Source organism: Streptomyces sp. NPDC056231 (genome assembly GCF_048270745.1).
Lineage (GTDB): Bacteria > Actinomycetota > Actinomycetes > Streptomycetales > Streptomycetaceae > Streptomyces.
In genome coordinates this window covers 35,901-55,531 of sequence record NZ_JBLVKW010000033.1, presented here as the reverse complement: position 1 = coordinate 55,531, position 19,631 = coordinate 35,901, and the positions used below count along the sequence as shown (strand labels likewise).

18 protein-coding genes and 6 pseudogenes are annotated in these 19,631 nt (G+C 68.4%); 10 read left to right on the top strand and 14 right to left on the bottom strand.

The window, feature by feature from the left end; all coding sequences use genetic code 11:
- The first annotated feature begins 924 nt into the window (after positions 1 to 924).
- The gene (locus tag ACNPQM_RS24155; protein WP_358861148.1) at positions 925 to 1,953 is read left to right on the top strand and encodes a GAF domain-containing protein; all 1,029 of its coding nucleotides are present in this window, start codon (positions 925 to 927) and stop codon (positions 1,951 to 1,953) included.
- A gap of 267 nt (positions 1,954 to 2,220) precedes the next feature.
- Here the strand turns inward: ACNPQM_RS24155 and ACNPQM_RS24150 are convergent, their stop codons facing one another.
- The 4 genes and pseudogenes from ACNPQM_RS24150 to ACNPQM_RS24135 all read right to left on the bottom strand — a co-directional run bounded on the left by ACNPQM_RS24150 (position 2,221) and on the right by ACNPQM_RS24135 (position 5,404).
- Positions 2,221 to 3,531: a hypothetical protein gene (locus tag ACNPQM_RS24150; protein WP_418085678.1), complete on the bottom strand. Its 1,311-nt coding sequence runs from the start codon at positions 3,529 to 3,531 to the stop codon at positions 2,221 to 2,223.
- 190 nt (positions 3,532 to 3,721) lie between these two features.
- Positions 3,722 to 4,723, bottom strand: coding sequence for a DNA polymerase Y family protein (locus tag ACNPQM_RS24145; protein WP_418085677.1), 1,002 nt, complete (start codon positions 4,721 to 4,723; stop codon positions 3,722 to 3,724).
- Positions 4,720 to 5,070, bottom strand: a pseudogene (locus ACNPQM_RS24140) (DNA polymerase III subunit alpha); the annotation flags it as partial. The pseudogene ACNPQM_RS24140 and the gene ACNPQM_RS24145, both read right to left, overlap by 4 nt.
- 82 nt (positions 5,071 to 5,152) lie before the next feature.
- Entirely contained in the window at positions 5,153 to 5,404 is a 252-nt protein-coding gene (locus tag ACNPQM_RS24135; protein WP_418085676.1) for a hypothetical protein, read from the bottom strand.
- A 399-nt stretch (positions 5,405 to 5,803) separates the two neighbouring features.
- Between ACNPQM_RS24135 and ACNPQM_RS24130 the strand changes: the two genes are divergently transcribed.
- Positions 5,804 to 6,208: a hypothetical protein gene (locus tag ACNPQM_RS24130; protein ID WP_418085675.1), complete on the top strand. Its 405-nt coding sequence runs from the start codon at positions 5,804 to 5,806 to the stop codon at positions 6,206 to 6,208.
- A 236-nt stretch (positions 6,209 to 6,444) separates the two neighbouring features.
- Here the strand turns inward: ACNPQM_RS24130 and ACNPQM_RS24125 are convergent, their stop codons facing one another.
- Entirely contained in the window at positions 6,445 to 6,840 is a 396-nt protein-coding gene (locus tag ACNPQM_RS24125) for an SRPBCC family protein (RefSeq protein WP_418085674.1), read from the bottom strand.
- A 5-nt stretch (positions 6,841 to 6,845) separates the two neighbouring features.
- Positions 6,846 to 6,935, bottom strand: a pseudogene (locus ACNPQM_RS24120) (CGNR zinc finger domain-containing protein); the annotation flags it as partial.
- On the opposite strand from ACNPQM_RS24120, the gene ACNPQM_RS24115 reads away from it, so the two are divergent.
- A complete protein-coding gene (locus ACNPQM_RS24115) occupies positions 6,903 to 7,181 on the top strand; it encodes a hypothetical protein (protein WP_418085703.1) in 279 nt (92 codons plus the stop codon). The pseudogene ACNPQM_RS24120 and the gene ACNPQM_RS24115 sit on opposite strands and share 33 nt — an antisense overlap.
- Before the next feature lie 62 nt (positions 7,182 to 7,243).
- On the opposite strand, the gene ACNPQM_RS24110 is transcribed toward ACNPQM_RS24115, so the two are convergent.
- From ACNPQM_RS24110 to ACNPQM_RS24090, 5 genes and pseudogenes are all read right to left on the bottom strand, one after another.
- Positions 7,244 to 7,372, bottom strand: a complete 129-nt coding sequence (locus tag ACNPQM_RS24110; protein WP_418085673.1) for a hypothetical protein — start codon at positions 7,370 to 7,372, stop codon at positions 7,244 to 7,246.
- Positions 7,373 to 7,836: 464 nt separating this feature from the next.
- The gene (locus ACNPQM_RS24105; RefSeq protein WP_418085672.1) at positions 7,837 to 8,097 is read right to left on the bottom strand and encodes a hypothetical protein; all 261 of its coding nucleotides are present in this window, start codon (positions 8,095 to 8,097) and stop codon (positions 7,837 to 7,839) included.
- Positions 8,098 to 8,483: 386 nt separating this feature from the next.
- Positions 8,484 to 8,993 carry a hypothetical protein gene (locus tag ACNPQM_RS24100; protein WP_418085671.1) on the bottom strand — a complete coding sequence of 170 codons (510 nt, stop codon included), beginning with the start codon at positions 8,991 to 8,993 and terminating at the stop codon, positions 8,484 to 8,486.
- A 64-nt stretch (positions 8,994 to 9,057) separates the two neighbouring features.
- Positions 9,058 to 9,267: a hypothetical protein gene (locus ACNPQM_RS24095; RefSeq protein ID WP_418085702.1), complete on the bottom strand. Its 210-nt coding sequence runs from the start codon at positions 9,265 to 9,267 to the stop codon at positions 9,058 to 9,060.
- A gap of 195 nt (positions 9,268 to 9,462) precedes the next feature.
- Positions 9,463 to 9,812 (bottom strand): annotated as a pseudogene (locus tag ACNPQM_RS24090) (transposase); the annotation flags it as partial.
- Positions 9,813 to 9,958: 146 nt separating this feature from the next.
- Between ACNPQM_RS24090 and ACNPQM_RS24085 the strand changes: the two are divergent.
- Together ACNPQM_RS24085 and ACNPQM_RS24080 are read left to right on the top strand one after the other, a co-directional pair.
- A pseudogene (locus ACNPQM_RS24085) lies at positions 9,959 to 10,261 on the top strand (hypothetical protein); the annotation flags it as partial.
- Positions 10,262 to 10,346: 85 nt separating this feature from the next.
- A complete protein-coding gene (locus ACNPQM_RS24080) occupies positions 10,347 to 10,598 on the top strand; it encodes a hypothetical protein (protein WP_418085701.1) in 252 nt (83 codons plus the stop codon).
- A 665-nt stretch (positions 10,599 to 11,263) separates the two neighbouring features.
- Here ACNPQM_RS24080 and ACNPQM_RS24075 read toward each other — a convergent pair.
- Both ACNPQM_RS24075 and ACNPQM_RS24070 read right to left on the bottom strand, forming a co-directional pair.
- Positions 11,264 to 11,704, bottom strand: coding sequence for a cupin domain-containing protein (locus ACNPQM_RS24075; protein WP_418085699.1), 441 nt, complete (start codon positions 11,702 to 11,704; stop codon positions 11,264 to 11,266).
- Between the two features lie 51 nt (positions 11,705 to 11,755).
- A pseudogene (locus tag ACNPQM_RS24070) lies at positions 11,756 to 12,205 on the bottom strand (SDR family oxidoreductase); the annotation flags it as partial.
- 313 nt (positions 12,206 to 12,518) lie between these two features.
- Between ACNPQM_RS24070 and ACNPQM_RS24065 the strand changes: the two are divergent.
- The 5 genes and pseudogenes from ACNPQM_RS24065 to ACNPQM_RS24045 form a co-directional block, all read left to right on the top strand.
- Entirely contained in the window at positions 12,519 to 14,195 is a 1,677-nt protein-coding gene (locus tag ACNPQM_RS24065; protein ID WP_418085670.1) for an FAD-dependent oxidoreductase, read from the top strand.
- Entirely contained in the window at positions 14,192 to 15,655 is a 1,464-nt protein-coding gene (locus ACNPQM_RS24060) for an ATP-binding protein (protein ID WP_418085669.1), read from the top strand. Before ACNPQM_RS24065 ends, ACNPQM_RS24060 begins: the two co-directional genes overlap by 4 nt.
- Entirely contained in the window at positions 15,652 to 16,005 is a 354-nt protein-coding gene (locus ACNPQM_RS24055; RefSeq protein WP_418085668.1) for a UBP-type zinc finger domain-containing protein, read from the top strand. The genes ACNPQM_RS24060 and ACNPQM_RS24055 overlap by 4 nt, the downstream gene beginning before the upstream one ends.
- Positions 16,006 to 16,167: 162 nt before the next feature.
- The gene (locus tag ACNPQM_RS24050) at positions 16,168 to 17,136 is read left to right on the top strand and encodes an alpha/beta hydrolase (RefSeq protein ID WP_418085667.1); all 969 of its coding nucleotides are present in this window, start codon (positions 16,168 to 16,170) and stop codon (positions 17,134 to 17,136) included.
- Positions 17,137 to 17,201: 65 nt separating this feature from the next.
- Positions 17,202 to 18,447: pseudogene (locus ACNPQM_RS24045) on the top strand (IS701 family transposase); the annotation flags it as partial.
- On the opposite strand, the gene ACNPQM_RS24040 reads toward ACNPQM_RS24045, so the two are convergent.
- Positions 18,389 to 19,480: a hypothetical protein gene (locus tag ACNPQM_RS24040; RefSeq protein WP_418085666.1), complete on the bottom strand. Its 1,092-nt coding sequence runs from the start codon at positions 19,478 to 19,480 to the stop codon at positions 18,389 to 18,391. The pseudogene ACNPQM_RS24045 and the gene ACNPQM_RS24040 overlap by 59 nt on opposite strands.
- Positions 19,481 to 19,631 lie beyond the last annotated feature (151 nt).

The following is a 19,631-nucleotide window of genomic DNA, read 5'->3' as shown; positions in this document are numbered from 1 at the left end:
GATGTCCGTATGCGCTGATTCGGTACACGTTGGACCGTTGCGTTCCTAGGAGAGGCCGCTGAGGCCGATGCGGATCTTGCCGCCACGCTGTCGGACCGCTGCAAGCAGCCCGCGCTCGGGGCAAACGTGAATGGATTACGAACTGAGGTGAACCTGGACGTCGCCGCACCGGGCTCGTCATCGGGCAAGCACATCGCCTGTCGCGGCGCCTTGCGTACGCGGTCAGGCGCCGAGCACGGCCGGGTAAAGCGGCGCCCGGCAGGCAGGTTTGGCCGCCGCCCGTAAGGAAGTTCCTGGATCGTGGTTCTGGATGCGTCGCTGCTGCGTCACGGCGAGCAGCAGCGGCCTGCGGGTGACCAGTGGCGTGCGGGCAAGGGCGCCGGAACGCGGCTGTGGGGTCGCCGTCGAGGCGGTGGATCCTGACGCGGCGACGAGCGGAGCGCCGCGCTGCCGACGGAACTGAAACTGACGTCCACGGCAGTTTGCTCGCAGCCCGAACCGCACTGAAACCACCGTGCTCCACTCCCTCCCCGCAGTACACGGCACAACTCCAATCGCAGGCCTCGACCGGAGAGCGCAGCACCATTGCGCGAGCCCGGACTGCGAACGTGAGTCCGCGGACCGATGTCGCGTCAAGCACACACGCCATTGCCGGAGGCAAGCCTTCCCCTCGCCTGATTGTCATATGCGGAAGCGATACCGCTCGCTCCTGGGTCGAGATTTGGCGGGAAGTGATCGCTTCGGATGCATCGCCTTGCCGGGTCTACCCAAAACCGCCGCTTATGTAACGGGGTGCCACCACGCCAGGAAGCGACCGGAGGGGATTCATACTGACCCGGATACGATGCGGCTGCAAAAAGTGATACGAAAAAGATTCCAGCGCGGGCGAACTATGGCTCGTGGACTCTGATTTCATCTGGACACATGGATCCCCTGACATCTGATCAGTCCCGGCTCGCGGCCGAGCAGCGGAGGCTTCGGCTCCAGATTCTTGGCCTCAACACCGTCGAGGCCGAGGCCACCTTCGACCGAGTCGCACGACTGGCGGCCAGCTTCACCCAGTCCCCCCTGGCCATGGTCAACTTCATCAACGACGAGCGGCAGATGTTCCGTGGGATGTACGTCCCACCCGCATCGCCCGACGACAAGGCGAACACCGAGAGCCGGGGCATAGTCTTCGACCTCAGCAACTTGGCCCGCGAGGCGCCAGCGGACTACGGCTTCTGCCCCCACGTGGTGGCCCAGGGGTCCCAACTGGCCCTGGACGACGTCTTTGACTACCCACGGTTCAGAGGGAACCCACTGGTCAACGACATGGGCGTGCGCTCCTACCTCGGCACCCCGCTCCTGGACAATTCGGGCATGATCCTCGGCACTGTGTGCGTGGCCGACACGGTGGCCCGAACCTGGGACCGCAAGCTGAAGGAGGGCATGCAGGAGCTCGCCCAGACGTTGCTGTCCGAATTCAAGCTGCGTGACAGTCTCCTGGCCCAACAACAAGAGCTTTTCGCCGTCTTCGACGGCGCTCCCTTCCCGATCATGCTGACCGAGGGCCCGAAGCACGTGCTGCGCTACGCAAACGGCAAGCAGGGCGCGGCCTTCGGCATGGTTCCTCAGTTCAGCCAGGGCCGGCAGGTATTGCCCGGCCTCGAGTCCCTCGGTGTCTTCAACGCGATGGACGAGGCCTTCCGGGCCGGTCGGCCCACAACCCTCCCCAGGGTGACGATCAACACGTACGACTCCCCCTCGCCCCAGGACTTCAGCTTCCTCTGCACTCCGGTCCGCACGTCACCTGGCGCACCCATCAGCGGAGTACTGACGGTGGCCATGAGCATCACTGGCCAGTCCTATCCTGGCAGCGACCAGCAGGCGTTCGCGGCCAACGTCCAGGAGCGGTTCGAAAAGCTCGGCTCAGGGGGCTTCCACAGGACGGTCCCCGGGCAGCGGGGCTGAACCACGGCGACGGTGAGCCGCTCACCGTCGCCTTCCCTACCCGTAGCCGTCGTAGTGACTCCTGGAATTCGCCTCGAAGGTGGGGGTCTTCTCTCTATGCCGGTCGGGCTTCGCGACGGACCAGCCCGGCCCGCAGAACGTTCACGGCGCCCACCGTGTCCGCGTGTGCGTGGTGGTCGCACGGGACGGAGTGGAACGTGTCCTCGGCGGGCCGGTTCTCCTTGGTGGTGTGCGGGTCGGTGCAACTGCCAGCAGTACGTGAAAACCTCAGCCGCTGCCGCTGGTGTACGCCGACGAACTGACCGACCGCGCCTGACCGTCCGACCGAGGCCGCTGCCCCGGAAATACCCGCCTGACAGACCCCACGCCGGGAACCGGTGCGACCGGATCCTGCTCGGCCGACGGGCCGGCGGAAACGGTCGGCCCGCGTCGGCTGCGGAGGGTGCGCTGTGGCCACCACAGGACGTACAGGACGGAACCGACCGCGAAGGCCAGCCGGATCAGGCCCCGCGCGGAGTCGGAAGGGACCAGCAGGGTGCTGCCGTAGAGAGAGATCAGGGCGATCCAGCTCACCCAGGGCACCAGCCGCCGCTGACCGATCGAGTCCCAGATCAGCGTGCCGAGCAGGACCGAGGCGTTGTAGTACGTGTACACGCTTGGGTCCAACACGATCCGCGCGTCGGCGGCCAGCACCACCACAGCGGCCCAGCGGTGCCTGCGCACCGCGAGCGCGCCCAGGGCCATGCCGAGGGTCATCTGCGCGGGGCGGTCCCACCAGGGGGTGCCCGGGTCGTTCACGCCGAACCAGCGCAGGGCGGAATCCGGCTGGTTGGGGATGGTGAAGTGCGCCGCAGCGAAGGTGTCCAGATGGGTCAGGTAGAACGGCAGCCAGGCGGCAGCCACCAGCCCGACCACCCAAGCGCCCGCCCTCAGCCGTACCGACCGGGGCAGCGCCAGCAGCAGCGACAGGAAGCCCACCGCCCAGGGCTTGGAGTCAACGGCCAGGGCCAGCAGGACCCCGACGGCGGTGGCGTTGCCGCGCACCAGCGCGCGCACGGCGAGGGTGGTGAAGAACAGCGCCAGCACGTCGTCAAGATGCCCGAAGCGCACCGCGACCTCCACCCACATGGGGATGAAGGCGGCCCCGGCGACCAGTACGCGCTGCTGGAGATGCCGGTGGTTCAGTCCGGTGCCCCGGTAGTGGTCGGCAGCAGTGCGACCTACCAGAACCAGCATGTACAGCCCGAGGCCCGACATGAACGCGTCCGCAAGCTTCTCGCCCACGGCCTCGGGGAACGGCGTGAACAGGCCGGCGACCACGAAACTGACCGGGCCGATCTGCAGTTCGGGGTGGTTGGCGTACAGCCCGAGGCCGCCGCCCGGAATCTCACCGAACAGCAGCTCCTCACCGGTTCTCAGATAGTGCCAGGACACGGCGCCGTGGCGATCGGCCACGACGAACCAGAGGGCCGTCCACACAGTCAGCAGAGCGGTGTGCCACCTCACCGGATGCCGTCCGAACCGAACGAGCCGCGCCCCGGTCCTGGGCGCGTCTGCCGCCGTATCCGCGTTCCGCACGTTCCGCCCTTCCTCCAGCCGCCACGGCGAGCGAGCCGTCTATCGCGAATCGGCGGCAGCATAACGGCACAATTTCCAGATTGCGTAAATATGACGTGACGCGTGGGCGGTGGGCGGAAGGGGGATGACCGCCGCGACATCGTGGTCGACCAGCCGCGCGCCTGAACCCACTGCACCGCGCCGCACGAGGTCAGTTGGCTCGCTGGTAGGTGCTTGCGGGTCCGGCGGCGCGGAATCCGTATCGGGCTCGGGCACGGTCGATGGCGGTTTCGAGGTCGCGTGTCCGCTCGTCGGTGGGGTCGAGGGTGAGCTGATGGGTGGCGGTCTCGGCGGGCTGTAGCCGCTCGGCTCGTACAGAGATCGCCCGGACGCGGGCCCGCTGCAGGCCGAGGGATGCGAGTAGGGCAAGGCCGGTGTCCGCGAGAGCGGGAAAGTGGGCGGTAGGCTCGCTCAGGGTCCGGGTGCGGGTGGTGTGCGTGCGATCGGCGTAGCGGACGGCAAGGGTGATCGCGCAGCAGACGCTGTTCTCGGACCTCATCCGGGCGCCAATTTGGTCGACGAGGCCGAGGACGGCCTCGTGGTGCGCGTCGGGGCTGAGCGCGTCTACGTCGAAGCGATGCTCGGCGGAGGCCGACCGAGGAGCGGCCCGTGTGACGACGAGGCGGTCGTCTCGGCCGTGGGAACGGTCGTGGGCCTTTGGGCCGGCGGCGGTGCCAAGAAGCCGCTGGAGAGTGGTAAGCGGAGTGTCCGCGATGTCGCCGATGCTGTAGATCCCGTACCGGGACAGGGATCGCGCCGCCGCGGGGCCAACTCCCGGCAGAGAAGCCGCACGCTGAGGTCGCAGGAACACGGCGACGTCGTACGGGGAGTCACCGACAACCGTGACAGAGCCAGGCGGGGAGAGCGCGGCCGCCATCGCCGCGACCATCCGCGACGGCCCGACACCCGCACTCGACTGGACCCCATACAGCGCGAGCGCGCGCAGCCGGATGACTGCGGCAAGTCCTTCGGCGTCGCGGTCCCAATACCGCAGGGCGCCGGTGAGGTCGACGTCGGCGGACCAGTCCGCGGAGTGCGGCTGCACGCGCGGGGTGATGCCTTCAAGGAGGGCCAGGAGCTTCTCGTACAGCTCCTCGTCCGGCTCCTGGAGGTGAAAATAGATGCGCATCATGGTGCGCGGGCTGGTCGTCATCCGGCGCTGCCGGGGCTGGTGTGGCCGAGTCGGGTGAAGTCAGCGGAGCGGGTACCGGCGGGCTGGAGGTCCGCGTACGGGTGGACCTTTGCTCCCGCGGTCCCGTTCGTGAGCGTCCGGGCGGGTGTGTCGGCTGGCAGGGCGGGGGTGGGTGCGGGTTCGTGGCGGCCGAGGAGGTCGAGGACGGCCTGCGGTCCGTGGTCGCGGCGGGCCGCGGCGAGCTCATCGAGGTCCCAGACCATTTGCCCGACCACGGTGCGCCTCGGGCCTCGGGCCTCAACTGTGCCGCGGACGAGCAGCATCCCATTGTGAAAGATGGTGTGCGCGCATGCCTCATGGGAGTCGTCGAGTTTACCGACCACTGAATTGAACGGATGGCTGTTGACCTGGGGTGATGCGTCGCGGTGCTGTCCGTGACGTGTGTCAGGGTCAGGCCGTGGTCTTGGCCGGGGCTGCGTGGCGGGCGGTCTTGAACGCGGAGATCAGCGGGATCAGGGCGAGGCCGGGGATGAGGACGATGCCGGGGATCGCGCCGAGGAGGAGCCCGCCGAAGACGGCGCCGGCGACGGAGCCGGCGACGGGGACGAGTCGCAGCTTGCCGGAACGAGCTGGGCCTTCTGCCTCGCCACCAGACAGCGGGCGCGACCTTGACGCCCAGCCAGGCCTCGCCGAACAGGCCACCGACCTGACGGACGCTCGGCAGGCCACTCGAAAGAGTGGGGCCTCGGGCCGACTCGAAAGTGGTTCACTCCCGGGGAGGCTTCCGACCTTCACGAAGATCACTTAACGTGCGCATGCACGCACACACAGCGATGAAAGGGAAGTTGTGTTCCGTACCGTGAAGCAGCGCCTGGCCGTCGGCGCCACCGCAGCAGTTCTCGCCGCCACTGCCGGCTCGTTCACCGCCTCGGCCGCTGATGCCGCGGGCACCGGCCTGACCTACGGCAGCAACATCCTGCTGCAGAACCAGTACGGAGGTAACGGCGGGTACCTCGACACCAACGGCGTCTCCAGCCAGGCCGGCGCCACGTACAACGTCAACACCAACCAGACCCCGAACAGCCGCGGCCGGCAACGTCGGTGTGGAAGGTCGTCTCCGCCACCGGAAAGGCGGCCGGTACGCACGTCACGAGCGGCGACGTCATCTACCTCGTCAACCAGTACGGCAGCGGCACCTACCTCGACACCAACGGCGTCTCCACCAAGAGCGGCGCCAAGTACATGGTGTCGGCCACCGCCACCAAGGACCGGGGCCCGGGCACGGGGAAGTGGCACATCTTCGGCAAGACGTCCTCGCCCACGGACGGCCGGATCCGCACCGACGACATCGTGCATCTTCTGAACGACTACGGGTCCACCAACGGCGGGTTCCTCGACACCAACGGTGGCGCCAACCAGTCCGGCGCCAAGTACGACGTCGTCACAAGCCACTACACCGACCGCGGCACCGGCACCGGCTCCTGGAAGGTCCTGCCCTCGAACTGACCCGGCCCGTGGTGCTGCCGCCCGCACACGGCGTTCACGCGCCGGCGGCAGCACCACGCCCACGCCCAGACCGCCACGGACATACGGGTTCCGTCGTGGAGGTGCCCGGACAGTGCCGGGCCGGGCGATCCTGACCCCAGTCGACTCGGGTGGCTCGGGCCGCGGTGCGGAGCCCTTGCCGCGCGTAGGGCTGTCACTGTGCCCGGCCACCGCGCGGCTTCGAGTCGATGCCGTCGTCACTGCCGGTCGAGGGCGGTAGCGACCTGGTCCATGACGCACTGCCAGTGCGCCCGTTGCCGTTCGCGCTCTTCAGCGCTTGCCAGGTGCTCCTGGTGGAAACGGAGCATCGTCGGGGCTCCGTCGGCTGCGGGGGTGAGGGCGACCTGGACCGTGGTGGTGCCGTGGGTGACGCGGATGCGGTCTGCGGGGCGGTAGCCGCGCACCTCGCCCGCCACTCCTTCGGTCGTCCGGTAGGGGGTGCCAGGTTCCGGGGTGAGGACCGCGCCGGGGCCGAGCCAGAGGGCGATGCCTTCAGGGCTGCTGATGAAGTCCCAGACGATGGCTGCGGGGTGGGGCAGGGTGCGGGACACGCCGATCTGCCAGCCGGCGTCCTTGGTGAGTCCTGTGGGCATGACGGTCATCCTTCCTCGGTGTGGCGGGCGCGCAGCGCCCTGACCTTGTAGCAGTTGCCGCAGTGCTCCATGGAGCACCAGCGGCGGCGGCCGGGGACCACATCAACATGCTCGGCCGCTACTCCTTCTACCTGCCGGACCTGCCCGGGGGATGCGGCCGCTACGTGACCCGGACGCGCCAGAGGACGACTGACTTCATGGTTGGTCCCTCCACTCCCGGCGCGCTGCTCGCCGTCGCGCACCTGCACGCACAGGACGCCCGCCCGCCCGACATCACGGTCCTGCTCGCCGAGCATATCGAGCAGGTGGTCGAGCGCTCAGGGATCAAGGCACCCCAGTAGGCGCACCACACGACGGCGGGCCCCAGGTTCTACCCCTGGGGCCCGCCGTCTCGCTGCCTCGCTCAGATCGCCGTCGTCCCGCGCCCCACGCTCAGGTACGTGAAGCCGAGCTTGCTCATCGCCTGCGGGTCGAGCAGATTCCGGCCGTCGAACAGGCCGGACGGGCCATGCCCGCAAGGGCCTCGCCCCACGGAACCTCACGCAACTCCGGCCACTCAGTGACGACGATCGCGGCGTCCGCCCCGCCCAACGCGTCGACCGGCGGCGCGCGGCGCTCGGTCGACGACCATTGGCTCGTTCGCGCCCAGTCGGCACTGGGCCTCGAACAGGGCCACCAGGTAGAAGCGCAGGGCGATCCCTCGCGGTAGGACCAGCCTCACCAGGGGGCCCGCTCTTCATCGGGCCGCTGGATCAGTTCAACGCGGAGAACGATCTCGGACGGCTTCCCAAGGATCTCGCGTTCTACGGAGGACTCGGTGCCCTGACCGTGACAGGGGCTCTGGAATGGCCGGTCGCCGTGGCCGTCGGTGGTGCCACCTGGCTGCTGCGCAGCGGCCGGAAGGATAGGCGTGACGCAGACGCCCAGCCGTAGGACGTCCTAGCGCACGGGAGGTGCGGCGCCCGGTGGTGGTAAGACTTGCCGAGCGCCGGATGGCTACACGGCGGCCGGTACGACGAAGCCCGTGCGTATGGAGCGTGAGCAAGTGGCCCACAGCTCCCACACGAGGCGCAGGATGATTGCCTCTGCAAGGGCAACAGCGATCTTCATCGCTACGGCTGCCAGGAATTCGGCCATGGTGGCTGACTTTCTGTAGATGCGGAATCTGAAACCCGACAATGCATCCCTTTCCTCCATAACAGGCGCCTCCCGGGCATGATTCTGGCGACTTTCAGATGAACAAACGATGTCGATCATGGCGCCAGGACTGTTTAAGCCAACAGCCACTCGATCGCTGAGCGGCCGCGGAGCTACACACAGACCCTGGGCACACGCGTTCCCTTGGCTCCGGCGCAAAGAAAGGCGGCCCCATCAGCGCAAGATGGCGACCTCCACCGCGGGTGGATGCCGGCGGGCATGGAGCTCGTCGGGCGGACCCCGATGAGTCACCGGCGAGGTGAACGAGGAAGGCGGCTGGCATCTGGGAGCAGCCAGTGTTGTGGACCGGACGAACAGCGCCGAAGGGCGCGAGCTGGAAGGGGCTCGCTTCACAGACGTCGAGATCACCCCGACTGGCTTTGTTAGTGAGTTATGGTTCTGGCTCACTTTCCGTGAACGGGTCACGGTGGGTCATGCGACGTAGTTCAACGGCTGTGGTTCCGGTGCGCTTCTATGGCGAGAAAGTCCTGCGCCGCGGAGCTGATCTGGTCGCGCACGTGCTGGTCCGGATGTTGATCGTCCAGCAGGTCGAGTGCTATCACCAGATCAACGACGGGTTGCAGCGCGTCGGGGTAGCCGAGTTCTGCTGCAGACTCCTGAAAGATCAGCTTGGCTCCGTGTACGGGATCGAGTTGGCATGCCACGATCTGGCCCGCCCACCAACGGGCTGCGGTCCATCGCGCCTTGGCAAGATCTTCCGAGGCCAGCGGCAGCAGACCCAACTCTTCCAGCACAAGATTGAACAGCTCGCGGGCCTGGGGGTACTCACCGCGCGCGAGCCCAGCCAGCAGGGGAAGCGACGGAGCCTCGATGTCGGCCATGAGAGCGTCCAGGCCCAACTGGACCAGGTAAGCGTCCGCGGGACGCTGCCAGGGTTCCATGGTCAAGTCTGCAGCGGCCATGCGGATCAGGCTGATCGCTACTTCTGCGTCCACGCTGTCGCCCCCTCATCATCTTTTCCGTAGAGGGAAGTCCTATCACCGAGAGCCGGGTGGTTGATCAGGTGGCCAGCAATACGCGCTTGCGTAGCAGGCTGAAACCGGCTCGGCCGAACATCTGACGCTTGAGCATCTTGATCCGGTTGACATGGCCTTCGACGACGCCGGAGTTCCAGGGCAGGGTGGGGCCGGCGATGACGGCATCGCGATCACGGTTGATGCCTGCGGCGAGGGTATGGAGGCTGGGTTGTCCGGGTGCCGGAGGATCCATCCGGCGACCGTCCGCGGTGAGGGAGGACGGGCGGTCACCTGCCGTGGCGAGGTGCGCTTCTTGTGCAGGTAGGCGCGGACACGCTGGTAGCTGCCTTTGTAGCCGAGGGGCGCGATCTCCTCCTAGAGCTTCCAGGCGTTCGTGCATCCCTCGCTCCAGCGGTCGTCGAGGTAGACATCTCACGATGCCAAGTTGTCAAGCAATCGCAGCCAGTTGGGAGGGGAACGCGATGTGCTCGTCGAACAGTTCGCCGGTCTGGAGGCAGTGGTAGAGCTGGCCGATCATGCGGTTGAACAGATGCCGCTGGGCCGCGGCGTGCCAGTCTCCTTGCTCACGTCGGCGGCGGTAGTGGGCTTCGGCTCCGGACGAGGACCGCAGGGCGGAGAAGGCCCATAGGCAGCCGGCGTGGTTGAGCCGGTCGTTCTTGACCATCCGGCGACCGACGTGGTGCTTCTTGCCAGATGCGCGAGTGACGGGGCGGATCCGGCGTAGGCCTTGAGGCCGCGGGCGTCGGTGAACCGCTGACGGTCGTCGCCGATTTCGGCAGGGGCGGGGTGAGCACCTCGCGGCGGCCTGCTTCACACGCCTGTGGTCGGCCCACGGAACCTGGGAACGCCTGCTCCAGCAGGTCCGGGCCGAGGCCGACGCGGCTGGTGAGATCGACTGGGACATCTCGGTCGACTCCACCATCGTGCGGGCGCATCAGCACGCCGCCGGCGCCCGCACCGAACCACCCCGCCTCAATGGGGAATGCAGCAGCAGAACAGCAGGGCGAAACGCAGTGGCAGAGCCTCGTCGCCCGCCTGGTGGAGGTGGTGCTGGAGGTGAGGGCCTGGACCGCTCGCGGGGCGGGTTCACCACCAAGCTCCACCTGAGCGCGGACGGCCGCTGCCGTCCGCGCTCCCTGATCGTCACATCAGGACAGCGGGCGGACTGCACGCAGTTCAAGCCCGTGCTGGAGAAGATCCGCGTCCCACGCATCGGGCCAGGCAGGCCGCGCAGAAAGCCTGACAGCCTCACGGCGGACAAGGCCTACAGCAACACCGCCACCACCCCGGCGTCTCGCTCGCTCTTCCCCGGTGGGACCGACCAGCCACCTGTCCGCGCTCCTGAGCAAGGCCGGTATCCCGATCGCCGCCGCTCGCGGCGCCGCCGTCCGGCAGCAACTTCTCGAACTTCCCGCACCCGTCGTCGCAGACGCTCTCGGCTACCACGACAAGACCACCAGCCGCCTCCACAACGAGACCGGCGGAACCTGGAGCCGATACGCCTCAGCGGATCAGGCAAGGTCGCCAGCGGGCTGGACTCCTCGGGGAACCGGCGACAGTTGAATAGGAGAGCCCACCAGTACCGAGGCCGATGATGCACGCACGCCCCGGACCGAACTGTTCAGGTACGACGAGACGGTCCAACTTGCCCGCCTTCGTCTTCTTGGCCGATGTCGACGTGCACCCAGCGAGGTTCGCCGTACATATGCGCGGTCGGCTACCACAAGCTCGGCACGTAGGGATCAATGTCGTCATCGTCATCGGCGGACCGTTCGGGGTAGGTGACCGGTTCAGGGCGGGGCTCGGCCGACGCGGGTGCACTGCCCTTGACGGTGATGGCAACCTGATGGGGCGGCACGGGGAATGTGACTCCACCCTCCCAGCACATGCCGGGAAAGAACAGCCCAGGCCAGGCTCTCCAGGAAACGAAATCGCCGTTCCACACCCCCGGCCAGCCGCATTGCTCCCACAATCGGCCGCCGGGTGCCATCGCCACGCAGCAGAACCGAGTGGAGCGCCCGCTTGGCGCACCGCGCGATTTCGCACCGTACTGCGGCTCGATGGGCAGCACCAGACGGAACGAAGTCACCCCGTTCCAGCGGCGTATCAGAGCACGCCCCGGCCCGCCTCCCGGACAGGACGCTGCCCGGCTCCGCTCCCGGCTCATCCCGGTTTCCACGTCCTTGACGGGCCGAGGGCAGGCCCTGGGAAGAGCACTGCGGTCTCGTTCAAGCCCTTGGAGCTCGCAGGTGTTGACGTCGGGCCAGCTCCTCGTCGTCGACCAGGGTGAGCATGGGCTGACCGGGCGCACACAACATGGTGACGAGGAATCGGCTCCAGGAGTCCGTCCGGTTGTTGCCGTCCTGGTAGTGGATGACATCGCCACCCGGCTCCCAGAACGTCTCCCCGGCCCTGATCACCCGCTCAGGCTCGCCTTCCAGCTCGAAGAGCATCTCCCCCTCCAGCATGTAGCCGAAGGCGGGTCCCGAGTGCCGGTGGGGAGGGGTGCCGGGATCACCGGGAGGGAATTCGACGAGAACCGTCATTGCCTCTGCTCCCTCTGGAACGAACGGCGGTTTCGTCGATTGCAGCACGGTGAGCGCCGTCTTCCACGCTTCCGAGCGTGGTCGGCCTCCGGCGCCGCCCGCCGTCGGTTCATCGTTCGCCATGGGTGAGGCCTCCTGTGGTGGGCGGGCTGGGTCAGGAGAGCCAGTCCGTGTAGTGGTGGGGGCGATGTGGGCGTCGCCCTTGGTGGTCCACGACAGGACCGCGGCGACGAACTCCATGAACTGGGTGGCGCGCACGATCGAGTACGGGACCGGCCCGGACTTGAGGATGTCCTCATGGAGGGTCTTGGCCTGGTAGTAGGCGAGGGCGGGTACGTGGTCCGTGCCGATGATCGAGAGGATGACGGCGTGCCCGACCCCGCCCTTCTGTCCGGCAGCCAACAGGTTCTCCATCGAGGTCTGGAAGAACGCGAGGGAGGCGTCGTCGAACGTCGGGGAATTCGTCAGATTGACGATGCCGTCGGCGCCGGCCACCGCTTCCTCCACGCCCTGCCCAGTGATCACGTCGACGCCCGTGGACATGGAATGCGGCACGGCCTCGTGCCCTGCCGCGCTCAGCTTCCTCACGACCTGCGATCCGATGAGGCCTGTACCGCCGATCACTGCGCACTTTCATCGGTCACCTTTCGTCGCGTACCGCTGGGTCATGCCCCCAGCCTGCGACGGCTCGGTGTGCGGCGCACGCGGGCCGTACCCGGCCGGCCGGCGCCCCCGTGACGCACCCGTACTGCTGAGCTCTGAGGCGCGGCACACCAGGTGCTGCTCTGGCTCGGCAGCGATCTGCCACCGTCAGGTCACCCAGGCCGCACGGGCCGTAGCGGCCGAAGCGGTCCGGCTCGATCGAACATACGATGGTCAGGAGCGTGCTCGGGCAGCTCGTTGTGCCGGCCGCCGGGAGCACGCAGGGCGGAGGGCCATGGCACAGGCCACCGACGCAACGCGGACCGTCATCCTGACTGTGGACGACGACCCGGGGGTCTCGCGCGCCATCGCCCGCGACCTGCGGCGCCGCTACGGCGGCGGCTACCGGATCGTACGCGCCGAGTCCGGCGAATCCGCGCTGGAGGCGCTGCGCGAGCTGAAGCTGCGCGGCGACCTGGTGGCCGTGATCCTCGCCGACTACCGGATGCCGCAAATGAACGGCATCGAGTTCCTCGAACAGGCCCTGGGTGTGTACCCGGGGGCGCGGCGCGTGCTGCTGACCGCCTATGCCGACACGGACGCTGCCATCGACGCGATCAACGTCGTCGACCTCGACCACTATCTCCTCAAGCCTTGGGATCCGCCCGAGGAGAAGCTCTACCCGGTCCTGGACGATCTCCTCACGGCCTGGCGGTCCAGCGACTACCGGCCGGTACCCGCCACCAAGGTGGTCGGGCACCGCTGGTCCGCTCCCTCCTCGCGGGCGCGCGAATTCCTGGCCCGCAACCAGGTGCCGTACCGCTGGTACTCCTCCGACGAACCGGAGGGACGGCGGCTTCTGGCGGCGGCCGGGGCCGACGGCCGACAGCTCCCCTTGGTGATCACGCCGGACGGTACTGCGCTGATCGAGCCGGAGTCGATCGAACTGGCCGCCCACGTGGGGCTCGCGACCACGCCGACCGCCGCGTTCTACGACCTCGTCATCATCGGCGGCGGCCCGGCCGGACTCGGCTCGGCGGTGTACGGGGCCTCCGAGGGGCTGCGGACCGTACTGGTCGAGCGGTCGGCGACCGGCGGACAGGCCGGCCAGAGTTCCCGCATCGAGAACTACCTCGGCTTCCCGGACGGCGTGTCCGGTGCGCAGCTGACCGATCGTGCCCGCCGCCAGGCGAGCCGCTTCGGTGCCGAGATCCTCACCGCTCGCGAGGTCACGGGGTTGGAGGTGAACGGTTCGGCGCGCGTCGTGCGCTTCTCCGAGGGCTCAGCGGTCGCCGCTCACAGTGTCATCCTGGCGACCGGTGTGTCGTACCGGCAGCTGGGGGCGCCGGGATGCGACGAGCTGACCGGGCGCGGGGTGTACTACGGCTCGTCCCTCACGGAGGCGTCGTCCTGTGAGGGCCAGGACGTGTACGTCGTCGGCGGCGCGAATTCCGCCGGGCAGGCGGCGGTGTTCCTGGCGCGGGGCGCGAAGTCGGTGACGATGCTGGTGCGCGGGGAGTCCGTGACAGCGTCGATGTCGTACTACCTGATCCAGCAGATCGACGAGGCTCCGAACATCACCGTGCGGCCCCGGACCGTCGTCGAGGAGGCGCACGGCGAGGAGCACCTGGAACAGCTGACTCTGCGGGATACCGTGACCGGCGCCACCGAAGTCGTCGATGCCCAGTGGATGTTCGTCTTCATCGGTGCCGCCCCGCTGACCGACTGGCTCGGCGGGACTGTGCTGCGCGACGAGAACGGTTTCATCCTCGCCGGACCGGATTTGACGCCGGATGGACGCCCCCCTGCCGGATGGGCACTGGACCGGCCGCCCTACCACCTGGAGACCAGCATCCCGGGTGTGTTCGTCGCGGGCGACGCGCGCGCCCGGTCCGCCAAGCGCGTCGCATCCGCCGTAGGAGAGGGAGCCATGGCCGTGATGCTTGTCCACCGCTTCCTGGAGCAGTCATGAGCGCACAGGTCATGGCCTGCGACCCGCACGAGATCGGCTCGCTGTTCCTCTTCGAGAAGCTCTCCCCGGAGCAGCTGGGACGGCTGTGCTCCGAGGGACGGATGGAACGGTTCGAACCCGGCCCGGTGTACACCGAGGGCGACCCGGCGACCTGCTTCTACGTGATGGTCGAGGGAACTGTCGTACTTTCCCGCCGGGTCGGCGGCGACGATGTGGAGGTCAGCCGGACCTCGCAGCGCGGCGTGTATGCGGGGGCCATGCAGGCGTATCTGGGCGACCGGGTACCGCAGACGTACATCAACTCCATGCGGGCGACCGAACCCACACGGTTCTTCGTACTGCCCGCGCAGTCGTTCGCGGACATCATGCGGGAGTGGTTCCCGATGCCGACGCACCTGCTGGAGGGGCTCTTCTTCGGCTCCAAGAACACCCAGCGGGCCATTGGCCAGCGGGAACGCCTGCTGGCGCTCGGATCGTTGTCCGCCGGACTTACCCACGAGCTCAACAATCCGGCCGCGGCCGCCGTCCGCGCCACCGCGGCGCTGCGTGAGCGGGTCGGCAGGATGCGGAACAAACTGGCGGTCATCGCCCAGGGCCGCTACTCCCGAGAGGCCCTCGCCGAGCTCATCGAGATCCAGGAACGCACCGCCGAACGCGTCGCCAAGGCACCGGTGCTGCCCCCTCTGGAGGTGTCCGACCGGGAGGACGAGCTCGCCGGCTGGCTGGAGGATCACGGCATCCCGGAGGGCTGGCGGGTCGCGCCGGCCTTCGTCCAGGCCGGGCTGGACACTGACTGGCTGGACCAGGTCGCGGCGACCGTGGGCGAAGGTATCCTGCCGGGGGCGATCGGCTGGCTCAACTACACGGTCGAGACCGAGCTGCTGATGGACGAGATCGAGGACTCCACCACCCGCATCTCCCGCCTGGTGGACGCGGCCAAGCAGTACGCGCAGCTCGACCGCGCCCCTCACCGGGATGTCGACGTCCACGAACTCCTCGACAGCACTCTGCTGATGCTGTCCGGCAAGATCGGCCCTCGGGTGAGGGTGGTCAAGGACTACGACCGTTCCCTCCCCGAAGTGCCCGCCTGCCCGGCGGAACTCAACCAAGTGTGGACCAACCTCATCGACAACGCGGTGGCCGCCATCGGCAGCACGGGCCACGACGGCACCCTGACGGTCCGCACGGCCAGGGAGGGCGACCGACTGCTCGTGGAATTCCGCGACACCGGCCCCGGCGTCCCCGAGGACATCCGCAGCCGCATCTTCGACCCCTTCTTCACCACCAAGTCCGTCGGGGAGGGCACCGGCCTCGGCCTCGACATCTGCTGGCGGATCGTCGTCAACAAACACCACGGCAGCCTCCAGGTCGAGTCCATACCGGGCGATACGCGATTCCAGGTGCTGCTGCCGCTGACCGCCCCCGAGACCGAAACCACGACCACCGAGGAGTCCTCATGACCGACATCGACGGCATCGCGGCGAGCGTTGCTCCCAGCAGTACCGGCTGCACGGACTGCGACGCAGTGGGGGGCTGGTGGTTCCACCTTCGGCGCTGCGCGCAGTGCGGCCACATCGGCTGCTGCGACTCGTCACCGGCCCAGCACGCCACCGCCCACTGGAAGTCCTCCGGGCATCCCGTGGTGCAGAGCTTCGAGCCGGGTGAGGAGTGGTACTGGAACTACGCCACCGACGTCCTGTACGAGTCCGGACCCGAACTGGCCCCGCCGACCAGTCACTCGGCCGCCCAGCCGACCCCGGGACCGGCCGACCGTGTCCCGCAGAACTGGCCGGACCTGCTCCATCCCTGAGAGCCGGCAGCGGAATGACCAAGACAGACACATACACGCTCATCTGTGGCTTGAAGAGGGGTGCAGGCTCTACTGGTCACCCAACAGCCCGATCGCAGCGCAACACTCTCCAGCCAGCTGCGCTCGTCACCATGCGTTACTCGGACCCCAGGGAGCATTCCCATGGCTGCTCAGACCGCATCAATCGTCCTTGAGCCCGAGGCACAGGACATCGCCGACGCAACCTCGCAACACCCGTTCCTGTACGAGCTGAAACCCACCGCGGCACGCAAGGTCCTCGACGACCTCCAGGCCGCACCGGTCGACAAGCTGCCCGTCGACGAGGAGTGGGTCACCGTTCCCGCTTCCGTGGGAGACGTACGGGTCCGCATCGTCAAGCCGCGGGGTGCCACTGGAACGCTGCCTGTCGTGCTGTACATGCATGGCGGTGGCTGGGTACTCGGCAATGCCGGCACGCACGACCGCCTGGTGCGCGAGTTGGCGGTCGGCGCCCGTGCGGCGGTGGCATTCGTGGAGTACACACCGTCGCCCGAGGCGCACTACCCCGTGGCCATCGAGCAGGGCTACGCCACCGCTAAGTGGATCGGCCGCGAGGGTGCGTCCAAGGGGCTGGATGCACAGCGCATGGCAGTGGCCGGGGAATCGGTCGGCGGAAACATGACGGCCGCACTCGCCCTCATGGCCAAGGAACGCGGTGACGTCACGTTCGTACAGCAGTCGATGTACTACCCCGTCACGGACGCGGCCATGAACACCGAATCCTACGACCAGTTCGCCACTGGCTACTACCTGAGCCGCAAGCTGATGGAGTGGTTCTGGGACGCGTACACGACCGACCTGGACCAGCGCGCGGAGATCACCGCATCTCCCAACCGCGCCGCCATCGACCAGCTCACCGGCCTGCCGCCCGCCCTGCTGATCGTCGACGAGGCCGACGTGCTCCGCGACGAGGGCGAGGCATTCGCCGCCAAACTCCGAGCAGCCGGCGTGCCGGTAACCACCGTGCGCTATGACGGCACGGTCCACGACTTCATGATGCTCAACTCGCTGAGCCGGTCCAAAGCCGCTCGCGGAGCCATCGACCAGGCCACGGCGTTCCTGCGAAACGCCCTCGGAACAGCCCAGGACTAGTAGTGCTTGGTCAGGTTGGTTGCGGTGGTGCGTGTCCTTCTGGCCTGGTGTGGCGTTGGGAGTGTGTGACTCCGGACGAAATTGCTGTGGTGCGTGGTGAGTTGGAGGCGTTCGCGGCGGAGGTGTTCGAGCCGTTCGCGCGGAAGGATCAGCGTCGGTGGGGGCAGGTCTACCTGAGGGGGTTGTTGACCGACGGTCGGCGCAAGTCGGTCGAGCCGATGGCGGCCCGGCTGGGTGAGGACGGGAATCGGCAGGCGCTGGCCAATTTCGTGACCACCAGCCCGTGGGATCCGGCGCATGTGCGGGCCAGGGTGGCCTGGAGAATGGAAGCGGCGATCCGGCCGTCCGCGCTCATTTTCGACGACACGGGGTTCTTGAAGGACGGGACCGCTTCGGCGTGTGTGTCGCGGCAGTACACCGGCACCGCCGGCAAGGTCACCAACTGCCAGGTCGGCGTCTCACTGCACCTCGCGTCCGACCACGCCTCGGCGGCCGTCAACTGGCGGCTGTTCCTGCCCGAGACATGGGATCCCCCACTCGCCGATGGCCGATCCGGACAAGGCCGCCCGGCGTGCCGTCTGCCAGATCCCCGAGGATGTCGGGCACGTGGAGAAGTGGCAGCTGGCTCTGGACATGCTCGATGAGACCCGCTCGTGGGGCATCGAGGTGCCGCTGGCCATCGCGGACGCCGGATACGGCGACGCCGCCGCGTTCCGGCACGGGGTGCAGGCCCGCGGCCTGAACTACGTGGTGGGGATCTCCAGCACGCTGTCGGCCCAGCCCGCCGGCGCGGTGCCGGTGACCGAGCCGTACTCCGGGACCGGACGCCCACCGGTGGCCAAGTATCCCGACAAGCCGCAGTCGGTGAAGGAGCTGGTCATCGCAGCGGGGAGGAAGGCCGCACGAGGAGTGCAGTGGTGGGAAGGCTCCCGGCCCGGCACCGGCCGCTCCGGCTTCAAGCGCGTCTACTCCCGCTTCGTGACCTTGCGCGTCCGGCCCGCCGGTGAACCCGAGCCAATCGGGTTCTGGCTGTCCGACCTGCCCTCCGGCATGCCTGTGACCACGCTGGTCCGGCTCGCCAAACTCCGCCGGCGCATCGAGCACGACTACCGGGAGATGAAGCAGGCCCTGGGCCTGGCCCACTTCGAAGGCCGAACCTGGGGCGGCTGGCACCACCAGCGCCGCCAGACACGCAAGCAGGACGCCCGGCCGGGGAGCTTCCCCGGCCGGGCGTTCGCGTCGCGGGACGCGCTCAGCTCGCGTCGGCCAGACTCCACAGGTGCACGGCCGTGCGGTCCTCGGCGAGGGTGGCCCACAGGCCGGGGCCGGCCGGCAATGGGCTGCCCGAGACCGGCAGGGAGTAGACGATCCGCCCGCGCAGGGCGAGTGTGCCCGGGTCCACGAGCCAGTGACGGGGCTCGGCGGTGTGCCCATCGGTGCTGACGACGGCGCCGTCCTCGTAGGGGTAGGCGCCCTCGTAATCCCAGCGCGCCATGTCCTCACCCGGCGCGGGTGGCACGACATCCCTGGCGTTGAGGCGTCCGGCCTCCTGCGCGCCGGGGGACTCGTGCAGATACAGCGCCCACTGGCCGGGATCCGTGCACAGGAAGTGCCCACCGGACGGACTGACGTCCTGCAGCAGTACCCCTTCGATGCGTTCGAAGCCCAGGTCGGTACCGTCCCAATGCCCCCACAGGGAAGGGGAGTCCTCATGCCCCTCACCGACGGTCAGTCCCATGTACGAGCCGTCGGGATGCGGGAAGTGGGCGGACGCCGAACCCACGGTCGAGGTCCTGGTCCGGCCGAGCACCGACCCGTCGGCCGCGTCGAGGACCAGCCACTCCTCGTGCGGCCAGTCCTGTGCGTGCCGCACATGGGCCCACACCAGCTTGCCGTCCGGGCTGAACGCGGCGGAACCGCGGCCTGCGCGCCGATGCCGCGAGTCGTCCACGTACTCCTCGAACGAGGCATCGGCCGCCGTGCACTTGGCGGCGGACCAGCACCCGTGCGGGAGCTCCCAGTGGACCTTGCCTGTCCGGTCCACGGCCCGTACGGCGTGCACGCCGCTGAACACGGCGAGGTCGCCCGTGGGAGAGACGGTGACATCGCCGAAGGGCCGAGGCCAGGGGGCGGGGAAGCGGAACTCGGCGCCGTGCTCCTGCCCTGTCGGGCCGAGCCCGACCACGGCGAGCTCGTCGTCCCCGCGCTGGACGAGCAGCCTGTGGCCGGGCCCGTACTGGATGCGCGGAGCGTCGGCGTCCGCGGCGCCGAGGGGGGTGGGGACCGCGGCAACGAGGCGGGCCGTGTGTGCCACAGCGGCCGCGTCTATGGGATCGGTGGACATGGACGGCATGCTTCCACATCCGAGTGGCAGGTAGCGTGCCGCCGCGGGGAGAGCCGCGGGATCCGGACCGAGGCGAACGTCGACGTGAATGCGCAGGCGCACGTCGCCACGGAGCCGCCCACGCTCGACGTGTCGTCCTTGGACCACGTTC